Origin of the sequence: Streptantibioticus ferralitis, from assembly GCF_029223525.1 — a bacterium.
Classification (GTDB): Bacteria; Actinomycetota; Actinomycetes; order Streptomycetales; family Streptomycetaceae; genus Streptantibioticus_A; species Streptantibioticus_A ferralitis.
In genome coordinates, this window is sequence record NZ_JARHTQ010000005.1 from 181255 (window position 1) to 198151 (window position 16897).

Genomic DNA, 16897 nt, shown 5'->3' on the forward strand with positions numbered 1-16897 from the left:
CGCTCCGGGTCCGATGGCGGATCCACCTGTCCGGGAGCGCCTCACTGCCACCGGTCGTGACCGGAGGGACAGTGACTCGGGAGCGTCAGGCCGGAAGGGATCGCTGCCGGTACTGGAGTGGTGAGCAGCCCAGGTGTTTTTTGAAGACGCGGGCGAAATTCTCCGGATTGGGGAAGCCGCAGCGGCTGCCGACCTGGGATATGAGTTCGTTGCTCGTGGTGAGGAGACGACACGCGGTATCGACACGTAACTCGGTCAGGTACTGTACTGGCGTTTTTCCCGTGGCGGCAGCGAACTGACGTACGAAGTGGTAGCGGCTGAGTAAGGCCTCCTTGGCCATGTCTTCGAGTGTGATATGCGACGCCAGGTGTTCGTGCATGTAGTTGGTCACCGTGAGAAGTCGCTCCGGATTCAGGCCCGGAGTGTCCGACTGTAGGTCGTGGAGCGGATGGAGTATATGGGCTGTCAGGTAATGCGCCGCTCTGTACGCGTAGTGCTCGCCCACCCCCGCATCGTGGGCACGCAGCAAACCGGGGGCCATGGCCGCGGCCACGGGGTCGAAAACCCGCGGAGTCTCCAGGGCCGACAGGTCACGAACGGTGACTTCCGGATGTTCGTCCGCGTAGTACCGAAAGAGCTGCGTAGGCAGTGCGATGAACGCCACCTCGACGCGCTGCTTCCCTGACTGCGGCCGCCAAAGCCGAACCGCGCTCTTACCGACGAGGCGAGAGGTATCTCCGCAGACGAGTGTGGTCTGGTGCCAGCCTGAACCGTCCGGGTATTCAAACTGGCATAAGCCTCGCAGAAGAGCCACGATAGTAAACCAGTCCTGGCGTGGTTGATAGGTCACGCGCCCCTGATCAGGAATAAATCTCCTCTCGATTGTCAGCGAATTCCAAAGCGAGATACCGCGAGGGTCGGCCATTTCCGCGTCGCCTTTCGGGTAGGTACTCAGCCGGTAGCAGACCACCCCCGCGATGTTGACCCGCCCCCGGTTGCGGCCGCGTACCCGCACCACCGGCCGGGCCACGCGGGGCGCCCAGGTGTGTCCCTTCGGCGGCCTCAGCCCCTGGCCCGCCTCGTCCTCGAAACAGATGTGGGCTCCCAGGTCCGCCGCGGTCCTTTTACCCGCGGCCACACCCCCGTCCTCCACATCTCGATGGCCTCCTCGTCGCGCTCGATCGCCCGCCGCGGCGGGACCTGAGCGGACCAGCCGTGCCGGCGCAGCAGCTTCCACACGCCCTGAATCGTGTAACGGACATGGAACATGCGCCCGATCAGCAGCTTGACCCGCTTGAGCGTCCAGCCCTGGAACTCATCGTCCCACCCGTGCGCCAGCGGACCGCGCTTCAACTCCTGCTCCAGCCGCGCCCATTGCCGTGCGCTGAGCCGCTCGACCGACACCGGCCCCCTCGAACGCAGCGCCTGCACACCGCCCTGCTGCCACATATGCCGCCAGCGCCGCACCGAGCGTGAGGTCACCCGTAACTCCTTCGTGATGGCCTCGGTCTTCTCACCGCGTGCGAACCGCTCCGCGGCCTCCAGCCGCACCCGTTCCCGCTTCTCCTGCTCTCCCGGCGTCAACCCGCCCCCTTGCGCGTACCGCATGGACCCCTTGTACCGCAGGGATCAAGGAACGTCACCGGGACGCGGACATCACGAGTTCAACCTGAGTAATGCTCAACCCGCGGCTGGCTGGTTACATTCGCCGTAACGGTTGGATAGTCGAGCGGCTCAGGGGTGACCCAATCCTGGACCCGACCATCGGGCAGCAGGTTATGCAGTGGCACGAGGCGCGCGGCGGGCGCCCCTTCACGGGGGCGCAGTTGTGCTCGGGTCAGCGGGCCGTCGTATGCGGCAACTGCGGGAACACGCTGAAGGGCTCGGTGGATACGGGCTGCAAGGTCATCCATTACGAGGACGGCAAGCCGACCCGGCGTTACTGCTGTTCGAAGGATAACGGCGGCTGCGGCAGGATCATCGCGGATCAGCGCGTGCTGGACAAGCACGTAAAGGCTATTGTGATCAAGGTGCTTTCTGATCCGGAGCACATGGATCAGATAAAGCGTCGCGCGCAACAGGAAGCGAAAGCGCGGGCCCCGATCGAAGCCGAGATCGCGCGGCTGGAGGGCCTGCGGGCTTTCTGAGGGAAGGAACTCAACGCGGGGCGAGTGCCGCAGGAAACTTACGAGATTGGCCCTGGCTCCGTGCGGGACACCGGCCTGCGGGACCGCAAACGGATCGAGCCTCTGCCCGGCCCCGCAGGGCGTATGAAACGCGTTGACCCCCGCCGAAGCGAGGGCCAACGATCGTTCCCCCATAGCCGACTGGGGGTACCGTTCTGATTGTCGAGGTCAGAACGGAGTCCGGTATGCCCGAGGAGACTCACTCCCACATCGGCGCGCGGCTCAGGGAAGTCCGAAAGCGGCGGGGGCTGACGCAGCGGGGGCTTGCGTCCGCGTCCGGGGTCTCCCTGTCTCTCATCCGCAAGTTGGAGCAGGGCGAGCGGGCCGATACACGGCTGGAGACCGCCCGGCAACTCGCCGTCGCCCTGCGCGTGCCCACAACCCGCTTCATCGCCGAACACCCCGAAGACGGTGCTGACGCCACCACCATGGACCACTGGGGCGCCGTGCGGCGCGCGCTGCTGACGCCCGGTCCCCCCGGTCCTGGTGAACTGCCTACCGCCAATGGGGTTCGCCAGGCTATCGACGCTGCTCTCCCACTGTTCGCCTCCGACCAGTTTGCGGAACTGGGCACGGTTCTACCCGCGCTGCTGCGCGACGCCGACACCCTTGTGGAGATCACCCCGGAGGGGCGCCGCATCCGTGGTCGGCTGCTGCAACTGACTGGATGGCTGCTCACGCAGACGCGCCAGTTCGATGCTGCGGCCACCGCACTGGAGCGGGCCATGGACGATGCGGGCGACCGGCTTGACGGTGCTACGACGGTTAGCATCGAGTGCTGGCTGATGCTACGGCGGGGCCGCGTCGCCGACGCCAGGGACCTCGCTATCCGGTGGGCTGACGAGGTGGAGCCGCGCATGTCACGTGCCACCCCGGAGGAACTGAGCGCGTGGGGATGGCTGCTGCTTCGCGCTTCGGCTGCGTCCATTCGCGATAATCGGCCCGGTGAGGCCGAGGACGCGCTACGGCTCGCCCGCTCGGCGGCCGTCGCCATGGGGGCTGAGCGGACCCCGGGCGACTTCCTGCGCACCTTCGGACCGGTGACGGTTGCGCTGAAGCGAGCAGAGACCGCGATGATCGCCGATGAGCCCGACAAGGTGCTGAAGCTCGCTGCCGCCATCCCAACCAAGGGTTTGCGGCCGACCTCGAATAACGTCAATCGGCACCGGCTCGATGTGGCGAACGCCCACGTGCGGCAGCGCCAGTACGCGGACGCCGTGGACGTGCTGAAGGGCATCCGGGGCGTGGCGCCTCAGTGGCTGCCACACCAGCGGTACGCCCGGGACATCGTGGAGCGGATCATCACGAAGCGACGGACCCTGACGACGGACATGCGGGAACTCGCGGACGCGGTGGGCATGCACGTGTAGCGTTCGGTGGCACTTCCGGGCCGGGGGCATGGGAAGTGCCATTGAGCGGCCTATCACGAACTGTCTACGGTCGGTTACCTCACGTAAATCCCTTTGGGCGTGGAGCCGACCATGACAGCCGATCAGCCGCTGGCGTTCATCTATGACCGCCGCGCCACATCGCACAGAGAACTCCTCGAAGCGCGCCTCAAAGCGTGCGCCAAGTACACCAGCGCGCAGGGCTGGGGCTTCGGGGGATGGTGGGTCGATGAAGGCGAGGAGGCCCTGACGGACCGCAGGCCCGCCTTCGACTTGCTTCTCCATGCGATGCAGGACGCCGGAAGCGACCGCCCGCGGGTATGCCTGATCTTCGGCTGGGGGCGTCTCTCTCACAACGAGCGTATCCGCGGAGTGATGATGCGGCGCGTCCTTCTAAGCGGAGGCTGGGTGGAGACCTGCCAGGGTGAGAAGCGCACCGCGGACGGCCAGTGGATTCCGACGGGCCGCCTCACCTCGGCCCCCATGCTGCCGTGAACGGGCGCCCGCGGGTGGCCGCTCTGCTGCAGTTCCTCGCCGCCGTCGGCATCATCGCGTTCGTTCTGTACGTGGGCGCCACAGCCAACGGCGCCACATAAGCCCTTGCCCCGGCCGTGCCAACCGCCGGACGGCCCCAACGGCCGGGGCGGGCTCCAGGAAACCGACCATCGAAGGAGCGCACATGTGCATCCGCCGCAACCCGTTCGAGTGGCGCTGCCGCCATCCGGACGCCTGAAACGGTCACCTGAGGGATCATGCGCCGCATGACGACGCCCGCGCCGAACCCTCCGTTGATGCTGTGTCGCGCCTGCCATAACCCGATGTGGTGGGACGTCACGTACCCGCATGAACCGTGCTGGTACTGCTCCATCTGTAAGACCCCCGCGCACAGGGAACGCCCGTCTCCGCCTTGCCCAGCAGGCTGTCCTCTTCCGGTGACCGCGCTGGAGCGGGGAGGCACGTACAGGTTCATCTGTCACTGACAAGAATCGAGGCGAGGGAAATGAGCGTCGGACAGCCCTCGTGTCCGAAAACGGCCACGGCCCCATGGTCGTCCAGGACGACGGCCAGAGCTGTATCGCCTACTGCATGGAATGCGGACACCAGGAGTACGCCGGGCCCAGCCAGCAGCCGCAGCAGTAGAACCGGCCCCATGAGCCGCGGCTCCGGGACGCGGTGGTGGGGGCGCGCACATGCGCCGCCACCACCGTCATCTCCACCGCGTCACGGACGGTCGGCGGATGGTTGCGGAGCGCTGTGCGATACGGGAGGTTGTTCCCCGGCGCCGTCCCAAGGAACCCTGGGACGACGGCAGTCGGAGCACACCAACACGATCACGAGGCGGTGCTGACCATGGCGGCGAAGATCCTGCTAGTCACCGGTGACGCGGCGGAGTCACTGGAGGTGCTCTACCCCTACCAACGGCTTCGGGAAGAAGGCTACGACGTCAAGATCGCAGCGCCGAAGCGCAAGCAGCTGCGCTTCGTCGTCCACGACTTCGAGGACGGCTTCGACACCTACACCGAGAAGCCGGGCTACACCTGGCCCGCCGATCTCGCCTTCGCCGAGGTGGACCCGGCCGACTACGCCGCCTTGGTCATCCCCGGCGGACGGGCGCCCGAGTACCTGCGCAACGATCCCGAACTCCAGCGGATCGTCCGGCACTTCTTCGGTGCCGACAAGCCCGTCGCGCAAATCTGCCACGGCGCGCAGATCTCCGCCGCGGCAGGGGTGTTGAAGGGCCGCCGTACCGCCGCCTATCCCGCCATCGAGCCGGAGGTCGCGGCGGTCGGGGCCCGTTACGAGGACGGCGAGGCCGTGGTGGACGGCGTTCTGGTCTCGGCCCGTGCCTGGCCCGACCACCCGGCGTGGATCCGGGCCTTCATCGAGGTACTGCGCGCCAAGGCGCCGACCGTCTGACCCCTCCCCTCCCCTCCCGCCCGGCACCCGGCCTCGATGGATGATGGACCGGTGCGCAGACGCGTGACGTACGGCGGGAAGGGCGTGGGCAGGTGTCGGACGACACGGGGATCGCGACGGCGGAGCAGGCGGCCAACGACGCACGGGTGCTGGCGTTCGGCCGCCTGCTGGGAGCCGCCAACCGCCTGGAGTACATCCTCGGCCGCGCCATCGAGGAGGAGTGCGGCATCAGCCACCTGATGTTCGAAGTGCTGCTGATCCTGGGCCGGGCGGGCGGCGAGGGACTGCCGATGCGGAGCATCGCCCAGGAGCAGGTGCTGACCACCGGCGGGGCGACCCGCCTGGTGGACCGGATGGAGGCGGCGGGGCTGGTGAGCCGGGAACCGGCGCGGGACGACCGGCGGATGCAACTGGTCCGGTTGACCCCGCTCGGGGAGCGGACCGCGGTGCGGGCGGCCCGGGTGCATGCGGAGAACGTTCAGCGGTACTTCCTCGACCCGCTGCCCGCGGCGCATCGCGAGCGGTTCGCCGCCGATCTGCGCACCCTCAGCCACTGCGCTCGCGACATGCTGCCCCGGCTGCGCTGAGCCCCGGCGCAGGGCCCACCAGCCGGAATACCTGACGAGTCAGATACTGTTCCCTCAGGTGAATCGCGTCCGCGCCATCCCTCGGAAGGTCCCTATGAAGCTTGTCTACGTCTTCGACGCGTACTGCGGCTGGTCGTACGGGTTCGCCCCCGCCATGAGCGAGATCGCCCGCCGCCACCCGGCGCTGCCGGTCGAGGTCGTCTCCGGCGGCCTGTTCACCGGCGCCCGCCGGGTACCGATCCGCGAGTTCGGCTACGTACAGGACTCGAACGCCAAGATCAGCGAGCTGACCGGAGTCCGGTTCGGCGCGGCCTACCAGCGGCTGATCGCCGACGGTTCGTTCGTCATGGACTCCGGGGCGGCCGCCCGCGGTATGGCCGCACTGCGTACCGCCGCGGCGGACCGTGCCGTGCATCTGGCCGCCGCCCTGCAGGAGGCGTTCTATGTGGACGGCCTGAGCCTGTCGGATCCGGCGACGTACCGGAAGATCGCCGAGAGCGCCGGGCTGGACGCGGACGGGGTGGTCGCCGCGCTGCGGTCGCCCGCGGCTCAGGCTGCCGCCGAGGCCGACTTCCGCCGCTCCCACGAGATCGGCGTGGACGGCTACCCCACCCTGCTCGCCGTCGACGGCGACCGGGGCGCCGTTCTGGCCCGCGGGCACGCCACCGCGGACCAGGTCGACCGACTGCTGGCCAGGATCGGCTGAGTCACGTCCACGAGGCCGAGGCCCGGCTCAGAACACCGAGCAGCCGGTGGCGGTGGTGAAGTGGTCGAGCGCCACCGCCGCACCGACGGAGTTGCCCGCGGTGTCCAGGCCCGGACTCCAGGCGCACAGTGTGCCCACGCCAGGAATTATGGCGAGGATCGCACCGCCCACCCCGCTCTTGCCGGGCAGGCCGACCCGGTAGGCGAAGTCGCCCGCCGCGTCGTAGGTGCCGCAGGTGAGCATCACGGCGTTGACGCGCTTGGCGTCGCTGCGGGTGAGCAGCCGGGTGCCGTCCGCCCGTAGGCCGTGCCGGGCGAGGAACCCCCCGGCCAGGGCCAGGTCACGGCAGCTGGCGCGCAGGGCGCAGTGTGCGTAGTAGTGCTCAAGGACCGTCTCGACGGGGTTTTCCAGATTGCCGAAGCTGGCGATGAAGTTGGCCAGCGCGGCGTTGCGCAGTCCGTGCTCGGACTCGGAGGCGGCGACCTCAGGGTCGGTGTCGATCAGCGGGTTGCCCGACTCGGCCCTCAGGAAGTCGCGTACGGCACCGCTCGCGTCGCCGGTCAGGCTGTGCAGGACGTCGGTGACCACGATGGCACCGGCGTTGATGAACGGATTGCGCGGTATGCCGTGCTCGGTCTCCAGCTGTATCAGCGAGTTGAACGGGTTGCCGGACGGTTCCCGGCCCACCCGCTTCCACAGGCCGACGCCGCCCTCCGGGAGGGCCAGCGCCAGGGTGAACAGCTTGGAGACGCTCTGGATGGAGAAGGGCGTGTCATGGTCGCCTACCCCGTAGAACTCACCGTCGTTCGTCGCGAGGGCCATGCCGAACGCCTGCGGGTCCACCGCGGCCAGCGCCGGAATGTAGTCGGCGACCCGGCCATGGCCGAGCACCGGCCGGGCCGCCTCCATCGCGTCGTGCAGGATCTGCTGGTAGTTCACGGGGTTCACCCGGCCATTGTCGCTGCCGCGTGCTCCGCCAGCGCATCCCGGGGCACCGCTCACGGTGACCTCACACCGAGCGCGCGCCCTCCGGCTCGGCGGCGGCGTCCCCGGCCGGGGACGCCGAGTGCCGTCGGCAGTACACCGACCATGTGACGCCCAGACACAGCGCGTAGTAGCCGAGGAAGACCAGATACGCCGTGTCGCCGTTGTGCGAGACCTGGAAGGAGTGGCGGAGGGCGATGTTGACCAGTACGCCGCCGAGCGCGCCCACCGCCCCCGCCAGACCGATCACCGCGGTGGCATGGCGACGCGCGTCGCGTTCCGCCCGGTGCGGCTCGACGCCCGCGGCCACGGCGGCCCTGGCCCGGTTCTGGAAGATCACCGGAATCATCTTGTACGTGGACCCGTTGCCCACCCCGCTGAACACGAACAGGGCGACGAAGCCGATGACGAACAGCGGCAGCGAACCCTGCCGGGAGGCCACCAGTACCGTCAGCGCCCCGAGCGCCATGGCGGCGAAGTTCCACAGCGTGATCCTGGCTCCACCCCACCGGTCGGCCAGCGCACCGCCGACCGGGCGGGCCAGCGAACCGAGCAGCGGCCCGAGGAAGGTCAGGTACGCGACCTTCACCGGGGTGTTGAAGTCGTGCTGGAACTGCACCTGGAGCACCTGGCCGAAGGCGAACCCGAAGCCGATGAAGGAACCGAAGGTGCCGATGTAGAGCAGGGAGACCACCCAGGTGTGGGGGTTCCTGGCCACTTCGCGCATCGCGTGCCGGTCGTCGCGCTGGACGCTGATGTTGTCCATCCGCAGCGCCGCCGCCAGCGCCGCGAGGACGATCAGCGGAACGTAGACCAGGGGCAGTAGCCGGGGGTGCGCGGCGCCCGCGGTGGCCAGCACCAGCAGGCCCACCAACTGCACCGCGGCGACACCGAGGTTGCCGCCGCCCGCGTTGATCCCGAGCGCCCGGCCCTTGAGGCGCTGCGGGTAGAAGGCGTTGATGTTCGCCATCGAGGAGGCGAAGTTGCCGCCGCCGACCCCGGCCACCGCCGCCACCGCGAGCAGCGTGCCGTAGCTGACGCCGGGACGCAGCACCAGCCCGGCGAGCACCGTCGGCACCAGCAGGAGCAGCGCGCTGACCACGGTCCAGTTCCGGCCGCCGAAGACCGAGACCGCGAAGGTGTACGGCAGCCGAAGCACCGCGCCGACCGCCGTGGGGACCGCGGTGAGCACGAACTTCCCCGCCGGGTCTATGCCGTACTTCGGGCCGAGGAAGAGCACCAGCACCGACCACAGGCTCCACACCGAGAAGCCGATGTGCTCGCTGAAGACGGAGTAGACGAGATTGCGGCGCGCCACCTTGGCGCCGGTCCGCGCCCAGAACGCCGGGTCCTCGGGACGCCAGTCGTCGATGGCCCGGGTCAGCCCGGCGCGCGGCGCGGATGAGGTGAGCGTGGTCATGAGACCACCCGTACCGGCCAGACGCCGAGCCGCGCGGGGCTTCCGTCGGGGGTCGCGGCCTCGTCGAGGCACTCCCCGGTGCGCAGGTCGAAGGCCTGCTTGTACATCGGCGAGGCGACCACCGGCGCGGCGCCGCGGCTGCCCATGATGCCCCGGGAGATCACCGCGGAGCCGCTGAACGGATCGGTGTTGCCCACCGCGTAGAGCAGCCCGGCGCGGTCGCGGAAGAGGGCCACCTGCTCGGCGCCGAGCAGGACGGCCACCCCGCGGCCGGGAAGCAGGTCCGCGTAGCCGCACACCGGCTTCCACCGTCCGTCGTGCTCGATCTCGACAACCGCCGTCGCGACCGTCGGCCTGGTCTCGTGCAGGATCGTCATCGGGTACGTACCTCCAGTTCGGGACCGGCGACCAGCGCCGGTGCCAGGGTGCGGCCGCCCTCCGCGGGGCGGGCAGGGCGGATCTGGTCGCGTTCGGACACGAAGCGCACGGTCGGATCGGGTACGCCGGGGGCGTTGACGAAGGACACGAACCGGCGGACTCGGTCGGGGTCGGCGAGGGTCGTGGCCCACTCGTCCTGGTATGTCCCGACATGACGGGCCATCAGCTCGTCGAGATCGTCGCAGATGCCGAGCGAGTCGTCCAAGACCACCGAGCGCAGATGGTCAAGTCCGCCTTCCAGCCGCTCAATCCACGGTGCGGTGCGCTCCAGCCGGTCGGCGGTGCGGATGTAGAACATCAGAAAGCGGTCGATGGTGCGGATCAGCGACTCGCGATCCAGGTCGGCCGCGAGCAGATCGGCGTGCCGGGGCGTCATGCCGCCGTTGCCGCCCACGTACAGGTTCCAGCCCTCGGCCGTGGCGATCACCCCGAAGTCCTTGCTCTGCGCCTCCGCGCACTCACGGGCGCAGCCGGAGACCGCGGCCTTCAGCTTGTGCGGGGAGCGCAACCCCCGGTACCGCAGCTCCAGTTCGATGGCGAGCGCCACCGAGTCCTGTACGCCGTAGCGGCACCAGGTCTGCCCGACGCAGGACTTCACCGTGCGCAGCGCCTTGCCGTAGGCGTGGCCGGACTCGAATCCGGCGTCCACCAAGCGCTGCCAGATCAACGGCAGTTGGTCGACGCTCGCGCCGAACATGTCGATCCGCTGACCACCGGTGATCTTGGTGTAGAGGCCGAAGTCGCGGGCGATCCGCCCGATGGTGATCAGTCCGTCGGGAGTGATCTCGCCACCGGGGATGCGGGGTACGACCGAGTACGAGCCGTTGCGCTGCAGGTTGGCCAGGAAGTGGTCGTTGGTGTCCTGCAGTCCGGCCTGCTCACCGTCCAGTACGTAGGTGCTGCCGAGCGAGGCCAGGATCGAGGCGACAACAGGTTTGCAGAGGTCACAGCCCTCGCCGGTGCCGTGCTCGTCGAGCACCCGGGAGAAGGAGGTGATGCCCTTGGCCCGGATGATCTCGTACAACTCGGCGCGGGTGCGGGTGAAGTGCTCGCAGATCCCGCGCGCCACCTCGACTCCGGACGCAGCGAGCTCCTCCTCGACTATGCCGGTCATCAGTTTGACGCAACTTCCGCAGCCGGTACCGGCCTTGGTGCACTTCTTCACCTCGGGCACGCTGGTGCAGCCCTGTTCGCCGACGGCCGCGCGGATGGCGGCCTTGCTGACGTTGTGGCACGAGCAGACCACCGCCTCGTCGGGGAGCGCGCCCGCTCCGGGGGCGCCGACGGAGGCGGGCAGCAGCAGCTGCTCGGGCGGGGCGGGCAGTTCGGCGCCGCTGGCGGCGAGCGGACGCAGCACGCTGTAGGCGTCGGCGTCGCCGACCAGGACTCCGCCGAGCAGCGCACCGTCGGCGCCGATGACGAGCTTCTTGTACACCCCCGCCCTGCTGTCCGTGTAGAGCACGTCCAGCGCTCCGTGCGTCGTGCCGTGTGCGTCCCCGAAGCTGGCCACGTCCACGCCCAGCAGCTTGAGCTTGGTGGAGGTGTCGCCTCCGGTGAACGAACCAGCTCCGCCGGTGAGATCGAGGGCCGCCGCCTCCGCCATTGCGTACCCCGGGCCGACCAGCCCGTAGACCCGCCCGTCGGCGGCCTGTGCGCACTCACCGATGGCCCAGATGTGCGGATCGCTGGTGCGGCACCGCTCGTCGACGGTGATACCGCCGCGCTCGCCCACCGACAGGCCGCAGTCCCGGGCGAGTTGGTCGCGCGGCCGCACGCCGGCTGAGAACACCACCAGGTCCGCCGCGAGTTCGGTGCCGTCGGACAGCTGCATGGTGCGCACCGCGCCGTCGTCGTCCACGTCGACGGCCTGGGTGCCGGCGCCGGTGTGCACGATGACGCCCAGTTCCTCGATCTTGCGGCGCAGGACCGCTCCACCGCCGTCGTCCACCTGGATCGCCATCAGCCGTGGAGCGAACTCGACCACATGGGTCTCCAGTTCCATGGCCCGAAGTGCGCCCGCCGCCTCCAGTCCGAGCAGTCCGCCGCCGACGACGGCGCCCACCCGGGCGGTCGCGGCGGCCTCCTTGATCCCGGCAAGGTCCTCGATGGTGCGGTACACATGGCAGCCGCGCGCGTCATGGCCGGGAACCGGCGGTACGAACGGATAGGAGCCGGTGGCCAGCACCAGCGCGTCGTACGGCAGCAGTTGCCCGGAGCGGGTGGTGACGGTGCGGCGGTCGCGGTCCACGGCCACCGCGGGGTCGCCGAGCCGCAGGTCGATGCCGTGCTCGTCGATGAACGACGCCGGGCACAGCGACAGCTCCTCCGCCGAGGTGCCGGAGAACCACGACGTCAGATGCACCCGGTCGTAGGCGGGGCGCGGCTCCTCGGCGAGGACGGTCACCCGCCAGTCCCAGGCCGCCCCGTCCTGGGCGAGGAACGCCTCCAGGAAGCGCTGCCCGACCATGCCGTGGCCGATGAGTACCAGGTCCTTCTTCACCATTGCGCGGCTCCTTGCGTGATCAGCAGGTGCAGGGGGTCAGCGGGCAGCGGGTCGTCCCGCTCGTACGCCCGGGTCAGGGCGCCGACCGTGCCCAGGTCGCCCAGGAGGATGCCGCCGACGAGCCGGTCGCCGCGCAGCACGAGCTTCTTGTACGAGCCGCGGGTGGCGTCGGCGAGCCGGAGGACGTCGGTGCCGGGCAGGTCCTCGCCGACCTCGCCGAACGCGGCGTACTCCAGCGGCCCCGCGGTCAGCCGGGCGAGCGGCCGGGAGCCGGTGTACCGGGCGGCCGGGTCCGCCCCGGACAGCCGGGCGGCCAGCACATCGGCCTGCTCCCAGGCGGGTCCGGCCAGGCCGTGCACGGTGCCGCGGTGCTCGGCGCAGTCCCCGATCGCGTACACCCCGGGCGCGGAGGTGGCGAGGCAATCGTCGACCACCACCCCCCTGCGCACCGCCAGCCCCGCGCTGTGGGCCAGGCCGGTGCGCGGCCGGGCGCCGCAGGCGATCACCACCAGATCAGCGGCGAGCACATAGCCGTTGGCGAGTTCCACTCCGGTCACCCGCCCATCGCCGTGCAGTGCCCGGGCGCGGTTGCCGGGGTAGACATCCACCCCGAGTGCCAGCAGGCCGCGCCGCAGCGCCTGGCCTGCCTGCTCGTCGAGGTGTCGCTCTATCAGATGGGGCGCCTGGTGGACGATCTCCACGGGCAGCCCGAGCGCGGCTAGCGCGCGGGCGGCGCTCACCCCGAGCACCCCGCCCCCGATGACCACGGCGCGCCGGGCGCGTACCGCGTCCTCGGCGAGCCGGGCGCAGTCGGCGAGGGTACGGAAGGAGTGCGCCCCGGCGGTCAACTCGCCGTCCGCATAGAGGCCGCGCAGCGGCGGCAGCACCGGGTTGGCGCCGGTGGCCAGCACCAGTTCGTCGTATGCGGCGCTCTCGCCGTTCGCCAGGCGCAGGGTACGCCCGCGGACGTCGATGGCCACCACCTCGGTTCCGGTGCGCAGTCGGGCGCCGGGCTCGCCGTACGGCAGGGTGATCGCCTCCGGGTCGTACCGCCCGGTCAGCACGTCGGCCAGCAGCACCCGGTTGTAGGCGGGGCGGGCTTCGGCGCCGTAGAGCGTCAACTCGGCCTCGCCGCCCGACTCCAGGAACTGCTGGGCGAAGCGGGCCGCCGCGAGTCCCGCGCCGACCACCGCGATCCGTCGGCGCCGGGCGCCGTTCGACACCGCGCTCATGACGCCGCCGCCCGCTCCACGCTCACCGCGCACACCTTGAACTCCGGCATCCTGGAGACGGGGTCCAGGGCCGGATTGGTCAGCGAGTTGGCCCGGCCCGCGCCGTCCCAGTGGAACGGCATGAAGACGGTGTCCGGGCGGATGGCGTCGGTCACCCGGGCCGGGGCGACCGCGCGGCCGCGGCGGCTGCGCACCGTCAGCAGTTCGCCGTCGGTGACGCCCAGCCGCTGCGCCAGATGCGGATGCAGTTCCACGAACGGTCCCGGCGCGGCCTCGTTGAGCTCGGGGACCCGGCGGGTCTGCGCTCCGCTCTGGTACTGGGAGACCACCCGCCCGGTGGTGAGGTACACGGGATACTCGTCGTCCGGCTCCTCCGCCGACGGCCGGTGCGAGACGGCGGCGAACCGGGCCCGGCCGTCGGGCGTCGCGAAGCGGTCCAGGAACAGACGCGGGGTGCCCGGGTGGTGCTCGTCGGGGCACGGCCAGAAGACGCCGTCCTCGGCGCGGATCCGCTGGTAGCTGATGCCCGCGTAGTCCGCGGGTCCGCCCGCGCAGGCGCGCCGCAGCTCCTCGAACGCCTCCTCGGGATCCTCCGGGAAGCCCTTGTCCACGCCGAGCCCGGCGGCCAGTTCGCGCAGCACGTGCAGATCGGTGCGTACGCCCTGCGGCGGGGTCAGCGCCGCCTGGCGCAGGATCACCCTGCCCTCCAGATTGGTCGTGGTGCCGGTCTCCTCGGCCCACTGCGCGGACGGCAGGACGACATCGGCCAGCCGTGCGGTCTCCGAGAGCACGACATCGCTGACGGCGAGGAAGTCCAACTCCCGCAGCCTCTCGGCCACATGGCCCGCGCGGGGGGCGGACACCACCGGGTTGGAGCCCATCAGCAGCAGCGCCCGTATACCGCCGTCCTGTCCTGCGGTGTCCAGGAGTTCATAGGCGGAACGGCCCGGTCCGGGCAGCTCGTCGGGGTCGATCCCCCATACTTCGGCGATGTGCGCACGGGCCGCCGGGTCCTCGATGGAGCGGTAGCCGGGCAGTTGGTCGGCCTTCTGGCCGTGTTCGCGGCCGCCCTGCCCGTTGCCCTGGCCGGTCAGGCAGCCGTAGCCGGAGCCCGGCCGCCCTGCCTTGCCCACCGCCAGGCACAGGTTGATCCAGGCGCCGACCGTGTCGGTGCCCTTGCTGTGCTGCTCGGCGCCCCGTGCGGTGAGCACCATGCCGGTCTCCGCCTGCGCGAACATCCGCACCGCCTCGCGCATGGCGGGCACCGATACCCCGGTCAGCCGCTCCACGCGCTCCGGCCAGTGGGCCATGGCCGACGCCGTGGCCGGTTCGAAGCCGCGGGTGCGGGTGCTGACGAACTCCTCGTCCACCAGCCCTTCGGCGATCACCAGATGCAGCATCCCCAGCGCCAGCGCGAGATCGGTGCCGGGCACCGGCCGCAGATGGAGGTCGGCCAGTTCGGCGGTGCGGGTGCGGCGCGGGTCGATGACGATCAACCGCCCGCCGTTCTCCCGCAGTTCCCGGAAGTAGCGCAGCGCGGGCGGCATGGTCTCGGCCGGATTGCCGCCGACCAGGATCACGCAGCCGGTGCGGGCGATGTCCGCCAGCGGGAAGGGCAGACCGCGGTCGAGTCCGAAAGCGGCCTTGTGCGCGGCGGCCGCGGACGACATGCAGAACCGGCCGTTGTAGTCGATGTTGGCGGTCCGCAGCACCACCCGGGCGAACTTGCCGAGCAGATAGGCCTTTTCGTTGGTCAGCCCGCCGCCGCCGAAGACGCCGACCGCATCCCGGCCGTGCCGCTGCGCGGTGCGCCGCAGGCCCTGCGCCACCCGGTCCAGCGCCTCCGGCCAGGACGCCTCCCGCAGCCTGCCCCGGCGCCCGTCGCGTACCAGCGGAACCGTCAGCCGGGCCGCGGGCGAGAGCACCGCGGCGGCGGTGCGGCCCTTGCCGCACAGTGCCCCGCGGTTCACCGGGAACTCGGGCCGCTCCAGGATCTGCACCGCACCGCCGCGCTCGGCACCCAGCCGCATACCGCACTGCAGCGAGCAGTACGGGCAGTGCGTGTCGGTCGTCGTCATGCAGTGAGCGTCGCGTCGGGCCGTTACGCGGCCGGGTCACCTGTGTTGCGGTGACGGTACGGCCTGCTCACACCGCAGTCGGGAGGGGGTGAGAGGACGGACATCTTCCGTAACGCCCGGGGGCCCGCCCCTAACGCTCATGTGACCGGTCGGTAATCAGTACGTAACGCGGCTGGCTGACCCTGCACCCCATGGGAACTGGCACGACGGCACCACTGCAACCAGGACCGCTGACCGGGTTCACCGTCGGGGTGACCGCGACGCGCCGCCGCGAGGAACTCGTGGCACTCCTGCAACGCCGGGGCGCCCGCGTGGTCGAGGCGCCCACCATGCGCATCATGCCGCTCGGCGATGACACCGCACTGCGCCAGGCCACCGAGCGGTGCCTGACCGCGCCGCTCGACTACGTGATCGCCACCACCGGCGTCGGCTGGCGGGGCTGGATGAGCGCGGCGGACGGCTGGGGCCTCGGCGGCGGTCTCGCCGAGGCCTGCCAGGGCGCGGTCGTCCTCACCCGGGGCCCGAAAGCCACCGGCGCGGTGCGGGCCAGCGGTCTGCACGAGGCGTACTCACCAGGGTCCGAGGCCAACGACGAGTTGCTCGCCTGGCTGCTCGCCCGTGACGTGCGCGGCCGTCGGATCGCCGTACAGGAGCACGGGATGCCGCTCGACGGCTTCAGCGCCGCGCTGCGCGAGCGCGGTGCCGAGGTCATCGCGGTTCCGGTCTACCGCTGGGGACCGCCCGAGGACCCGGAGGCGGTACGGCGGCTGGTGGAGTTGACCGTACGACGCGAACTGCACTGTCTGACCTTCACCAGCGCCCCGGCGATCGACGCCCTGCTGGCGACCGCGGACGCCCTGGACCGCCGGGCCGAGGTGCTCGCCGCGCTGCGGGACGACGTGCTGGCGGTGTGCGTCGGCCCGCTGTGCGCACGGCCGTTGCGGGAGGCGGGCGTCGAGGCGGTGTGGCCGGAGCGCGGGCGCCTCGGCGCGCTGGTACGTACGCTCGCCGAGGCGCTGCCCGCCCGCGGTCGCCGCGAGTTGGTGAGTGGCTCGCTGCATGTGGCGCTGCAGGGTGGGGCGGTGTTCCTCGACGGCGAGCCCGTGGGGTTGCCGCCGGTGCTGGCGGCACTGCTGCGGGCGCTCGCCGACAAGCCGGGACGGGTGGTCAGCCGGGCGGAGTTGCTGCGCCGGGTGTGGCCCGCCACGCGGGCCGACGAGCACGCGGTCGACGCCGCGGTGGCCAGGCTGCGCGCCGCGCTCGGTCCGCACGCGGCGCTGGTGCGTACCGTCCCCAAGCGCGGCTACCTACTGGCGGTCACCCTTTGAACCGCACCTCGCGGCCGGTTCGCCCCACCGCCGTCGTCGCTCGCAGCGCGGGCGGCAAGCTCCCCGGGGGTGTCGGGGACTTGCCCCCGACACCCTCTGCCGCCACGACGGCGGGCAACCCCCTCGATGT

14 protein-coding genes and 1 pseudogene are annotated in these 16897 nt (G+C 70.7%); 7 read left to right on the top strand and 8 right to left on the bottom strand.

The annotated features are described in order from the left end of the window. Positions 1-85: 85 nt before the first annotated feature. Entirely contained in the window at positions 86-925 is an 840-nt protein-coding gene (locus P2L57_RS40145; protein ID WP_425574854.1) for a helix-turn-helix domain-containing protein, read from the bottom strand. A 30-nt stretch (positions 926-955) separates the two neighbouring features. Beyond that, a pseudogene (locus tag P2L57_RS10010) lies at positions 956-1608 on the bottom strand (winged helix-turn-helix domain-containing protein); the annotation flags it as partial. A 68-nt stretch (positions 1609-1676) separates the two neighbouring features. On the opposite strand from P2L57_RS10010, the gene P2L57_RS10015 reads away from it, so the two are divergent. The 6 genes from P2L57_RS10015 to P2L57_RS10040 all read left to right on the top strand — a co-directional run bounded on the left by P2L57_RS10015 (position 1677) and on the right by P2L57_RS10040 (position 6784). Next, positions 1677-2147, top strand: coding sequence for a hypothetical protein (locus P2L57_RS10015; RefSeq protein WP_275811573.1), 471 nt, complete (start codon positions 1677-1679; stop codon positions 2145-2147). A 224-nt stretch (positions 2148-2371) separates the two neighbouring features. After that, entirely contained in the window at positions 2372-3556 is a 1185-nt protein-coding gene (locus P2L57_RS10020; RefSeq protein ID WP_275811575.1) for a helix-turn-helix domain-containing protein, read from the top strand. Positions 3557-3667: 111 nt separating this feature from the next. After that, positions 3668-4069, top strand: a complete 402-nt coding sequence (locus P2L57_RS10025) for a recombinase family protein (RefSeq protein WP_275811577.1) — start codon at positions 3668-3670, stop codon at positions 4067-4069. 855 nt (positions 4070-4924) lie between these two features. Further along, positions 4925-5491, top strand: a complete 567-nt coding sequence (locus tag P2L57_RS10030; RefSeq protein ID WP_275811579.1) for a DJ-1/PfpI family protein — start codon at positions 4925-4927, stop codon at positions 5489-5491. Between the two features lie 92 nt (positions 5492-5583). Then, positions 5584-6078 (top strand): MarR family winged helix-turn-helix transcriptional regulator, encoded by a 495-nt coding sequence (locus P2L57_RS10035; protein ID WP_275811581.1) that lies wholly within the window; start codon positions 5584-5586, stop codon positions 6076-6078. 94 nt (positions 6079-6172) lie between these two features. After that, positions 6173-6784, top strand: a complete 612-nt coding sequence (locus P2L57_RS10040) for a DsbA family protein (protein ID WP_275811583.1) — start codon at positions 6173-6175, stop codon at positions 6782-6784. A gap of 27 nt (positions 6785-6811) precedes the next feature. Here the strand turns inward: P2L57_RS10040 and P2L57_RS10045 are convergent, their stop codons facing one another. The 6 genes from P2L57_RS10045 to P2L57_RS10070 all read right to left on the bottom strand — a co-directional run bounded on the left by P2L57_RS10045 (position 6812) and on the right by P2L57_RS10070 (position 15439). Continuing rightward, on the bottom strand, positions 6812-7723 hold the full coding sequence (locus tag P2L57_RS10045) for a glutaminase (RefSeq protein WP_275811955.1): 912 nt from the start codon (positions 7721-7723) through the stop codon (positions 6812-6814). Positions 7724-7793: 70 nt separating this feature from the next. Further along, positions 7794-9188 carry an MFS transporter gene (locus P2L57_RS10050; RefSeq protein ID WP_275811585.1) on the bottom strand — a complete coding sequence of 465 codons (1395 nt, stop codon included), beginning with the start codon at positions 9186-9188 and terminating at the stop codon, positions 7794-7796. After that, the gene (gene nirD, locus P2L57_RS10055; RefSeq protein WP_275811587.1) at positions 9185-9565 is read right to left on the bottom strand and encodes a nitrite reductase small subunit NirD; all 381 of its coding nucleotides are present in this window, start codon (positions 9563-9565) and stop codon (positions 9185-9187) included. The genes P2L57_RS10050 and nirD overlap by 4 nt, the downstream gene beginning before the upstream one ends. Beyond that, positions 9562-12129, bottom strand: coding sequence for a nitrite reductase large subunit NirB (gene nirB, locus P2L57_RS10060; protein WP_275811589.1), 2568 nt, complete (start codon positions 12127-12129; stop codon positions 9562-9564). The genes nirD and nirB overlap by 4 nt, the downstream gene beginning before the upstream one ends. Next, positions 12123-13361 carry an NAD(P)/FAD-dependent oxidoreductase gene (locus P2L57_RS10065; RefSeq protein ID WP_275811591.1) on the bottom strand — a complete coding sequence of 413 codons (1239 nt, stop codon included), beginning with the start codon at positions 13359-13361 and terminating at the stop codon, positions 12123-12125. Before P2L57_RS10065 ends, nirB begins: the two co-directional genes overlap by 7 nt. Continuing rightward, positions 13358-15439, bottom strand: coding sequence for a molybdopterin oxidoreductase family protein (locus tag P2L57_RS10070; protein WP_275811593.1), 2082 nt, complete (start codon positions 15437-15439; stop codon positions 13358-13360). Before P2L57_RS10070 ends, P2L57_RS10065 begins: the two co-directional genes overlap by 4 nt. A 191-nt stretch (positions 15440-15630) precedes the next feature. On the opposite strand from P2L57_RS10070, the gene P2L57_RS10075 reads away from it, so the two are divergent. Then, positions 15631-16767, top strand: a complete 1137-nt coding sequence (locus tag P2L57_RS10075; RefSeq protein ID WP_275811595.1) for a uroporphyrinogen-III synthase — start codon at positions 15631-15633, stop codon at positions 16765-16767. Positions 16768-16897 lie beyond the last annotated feature (130 nt).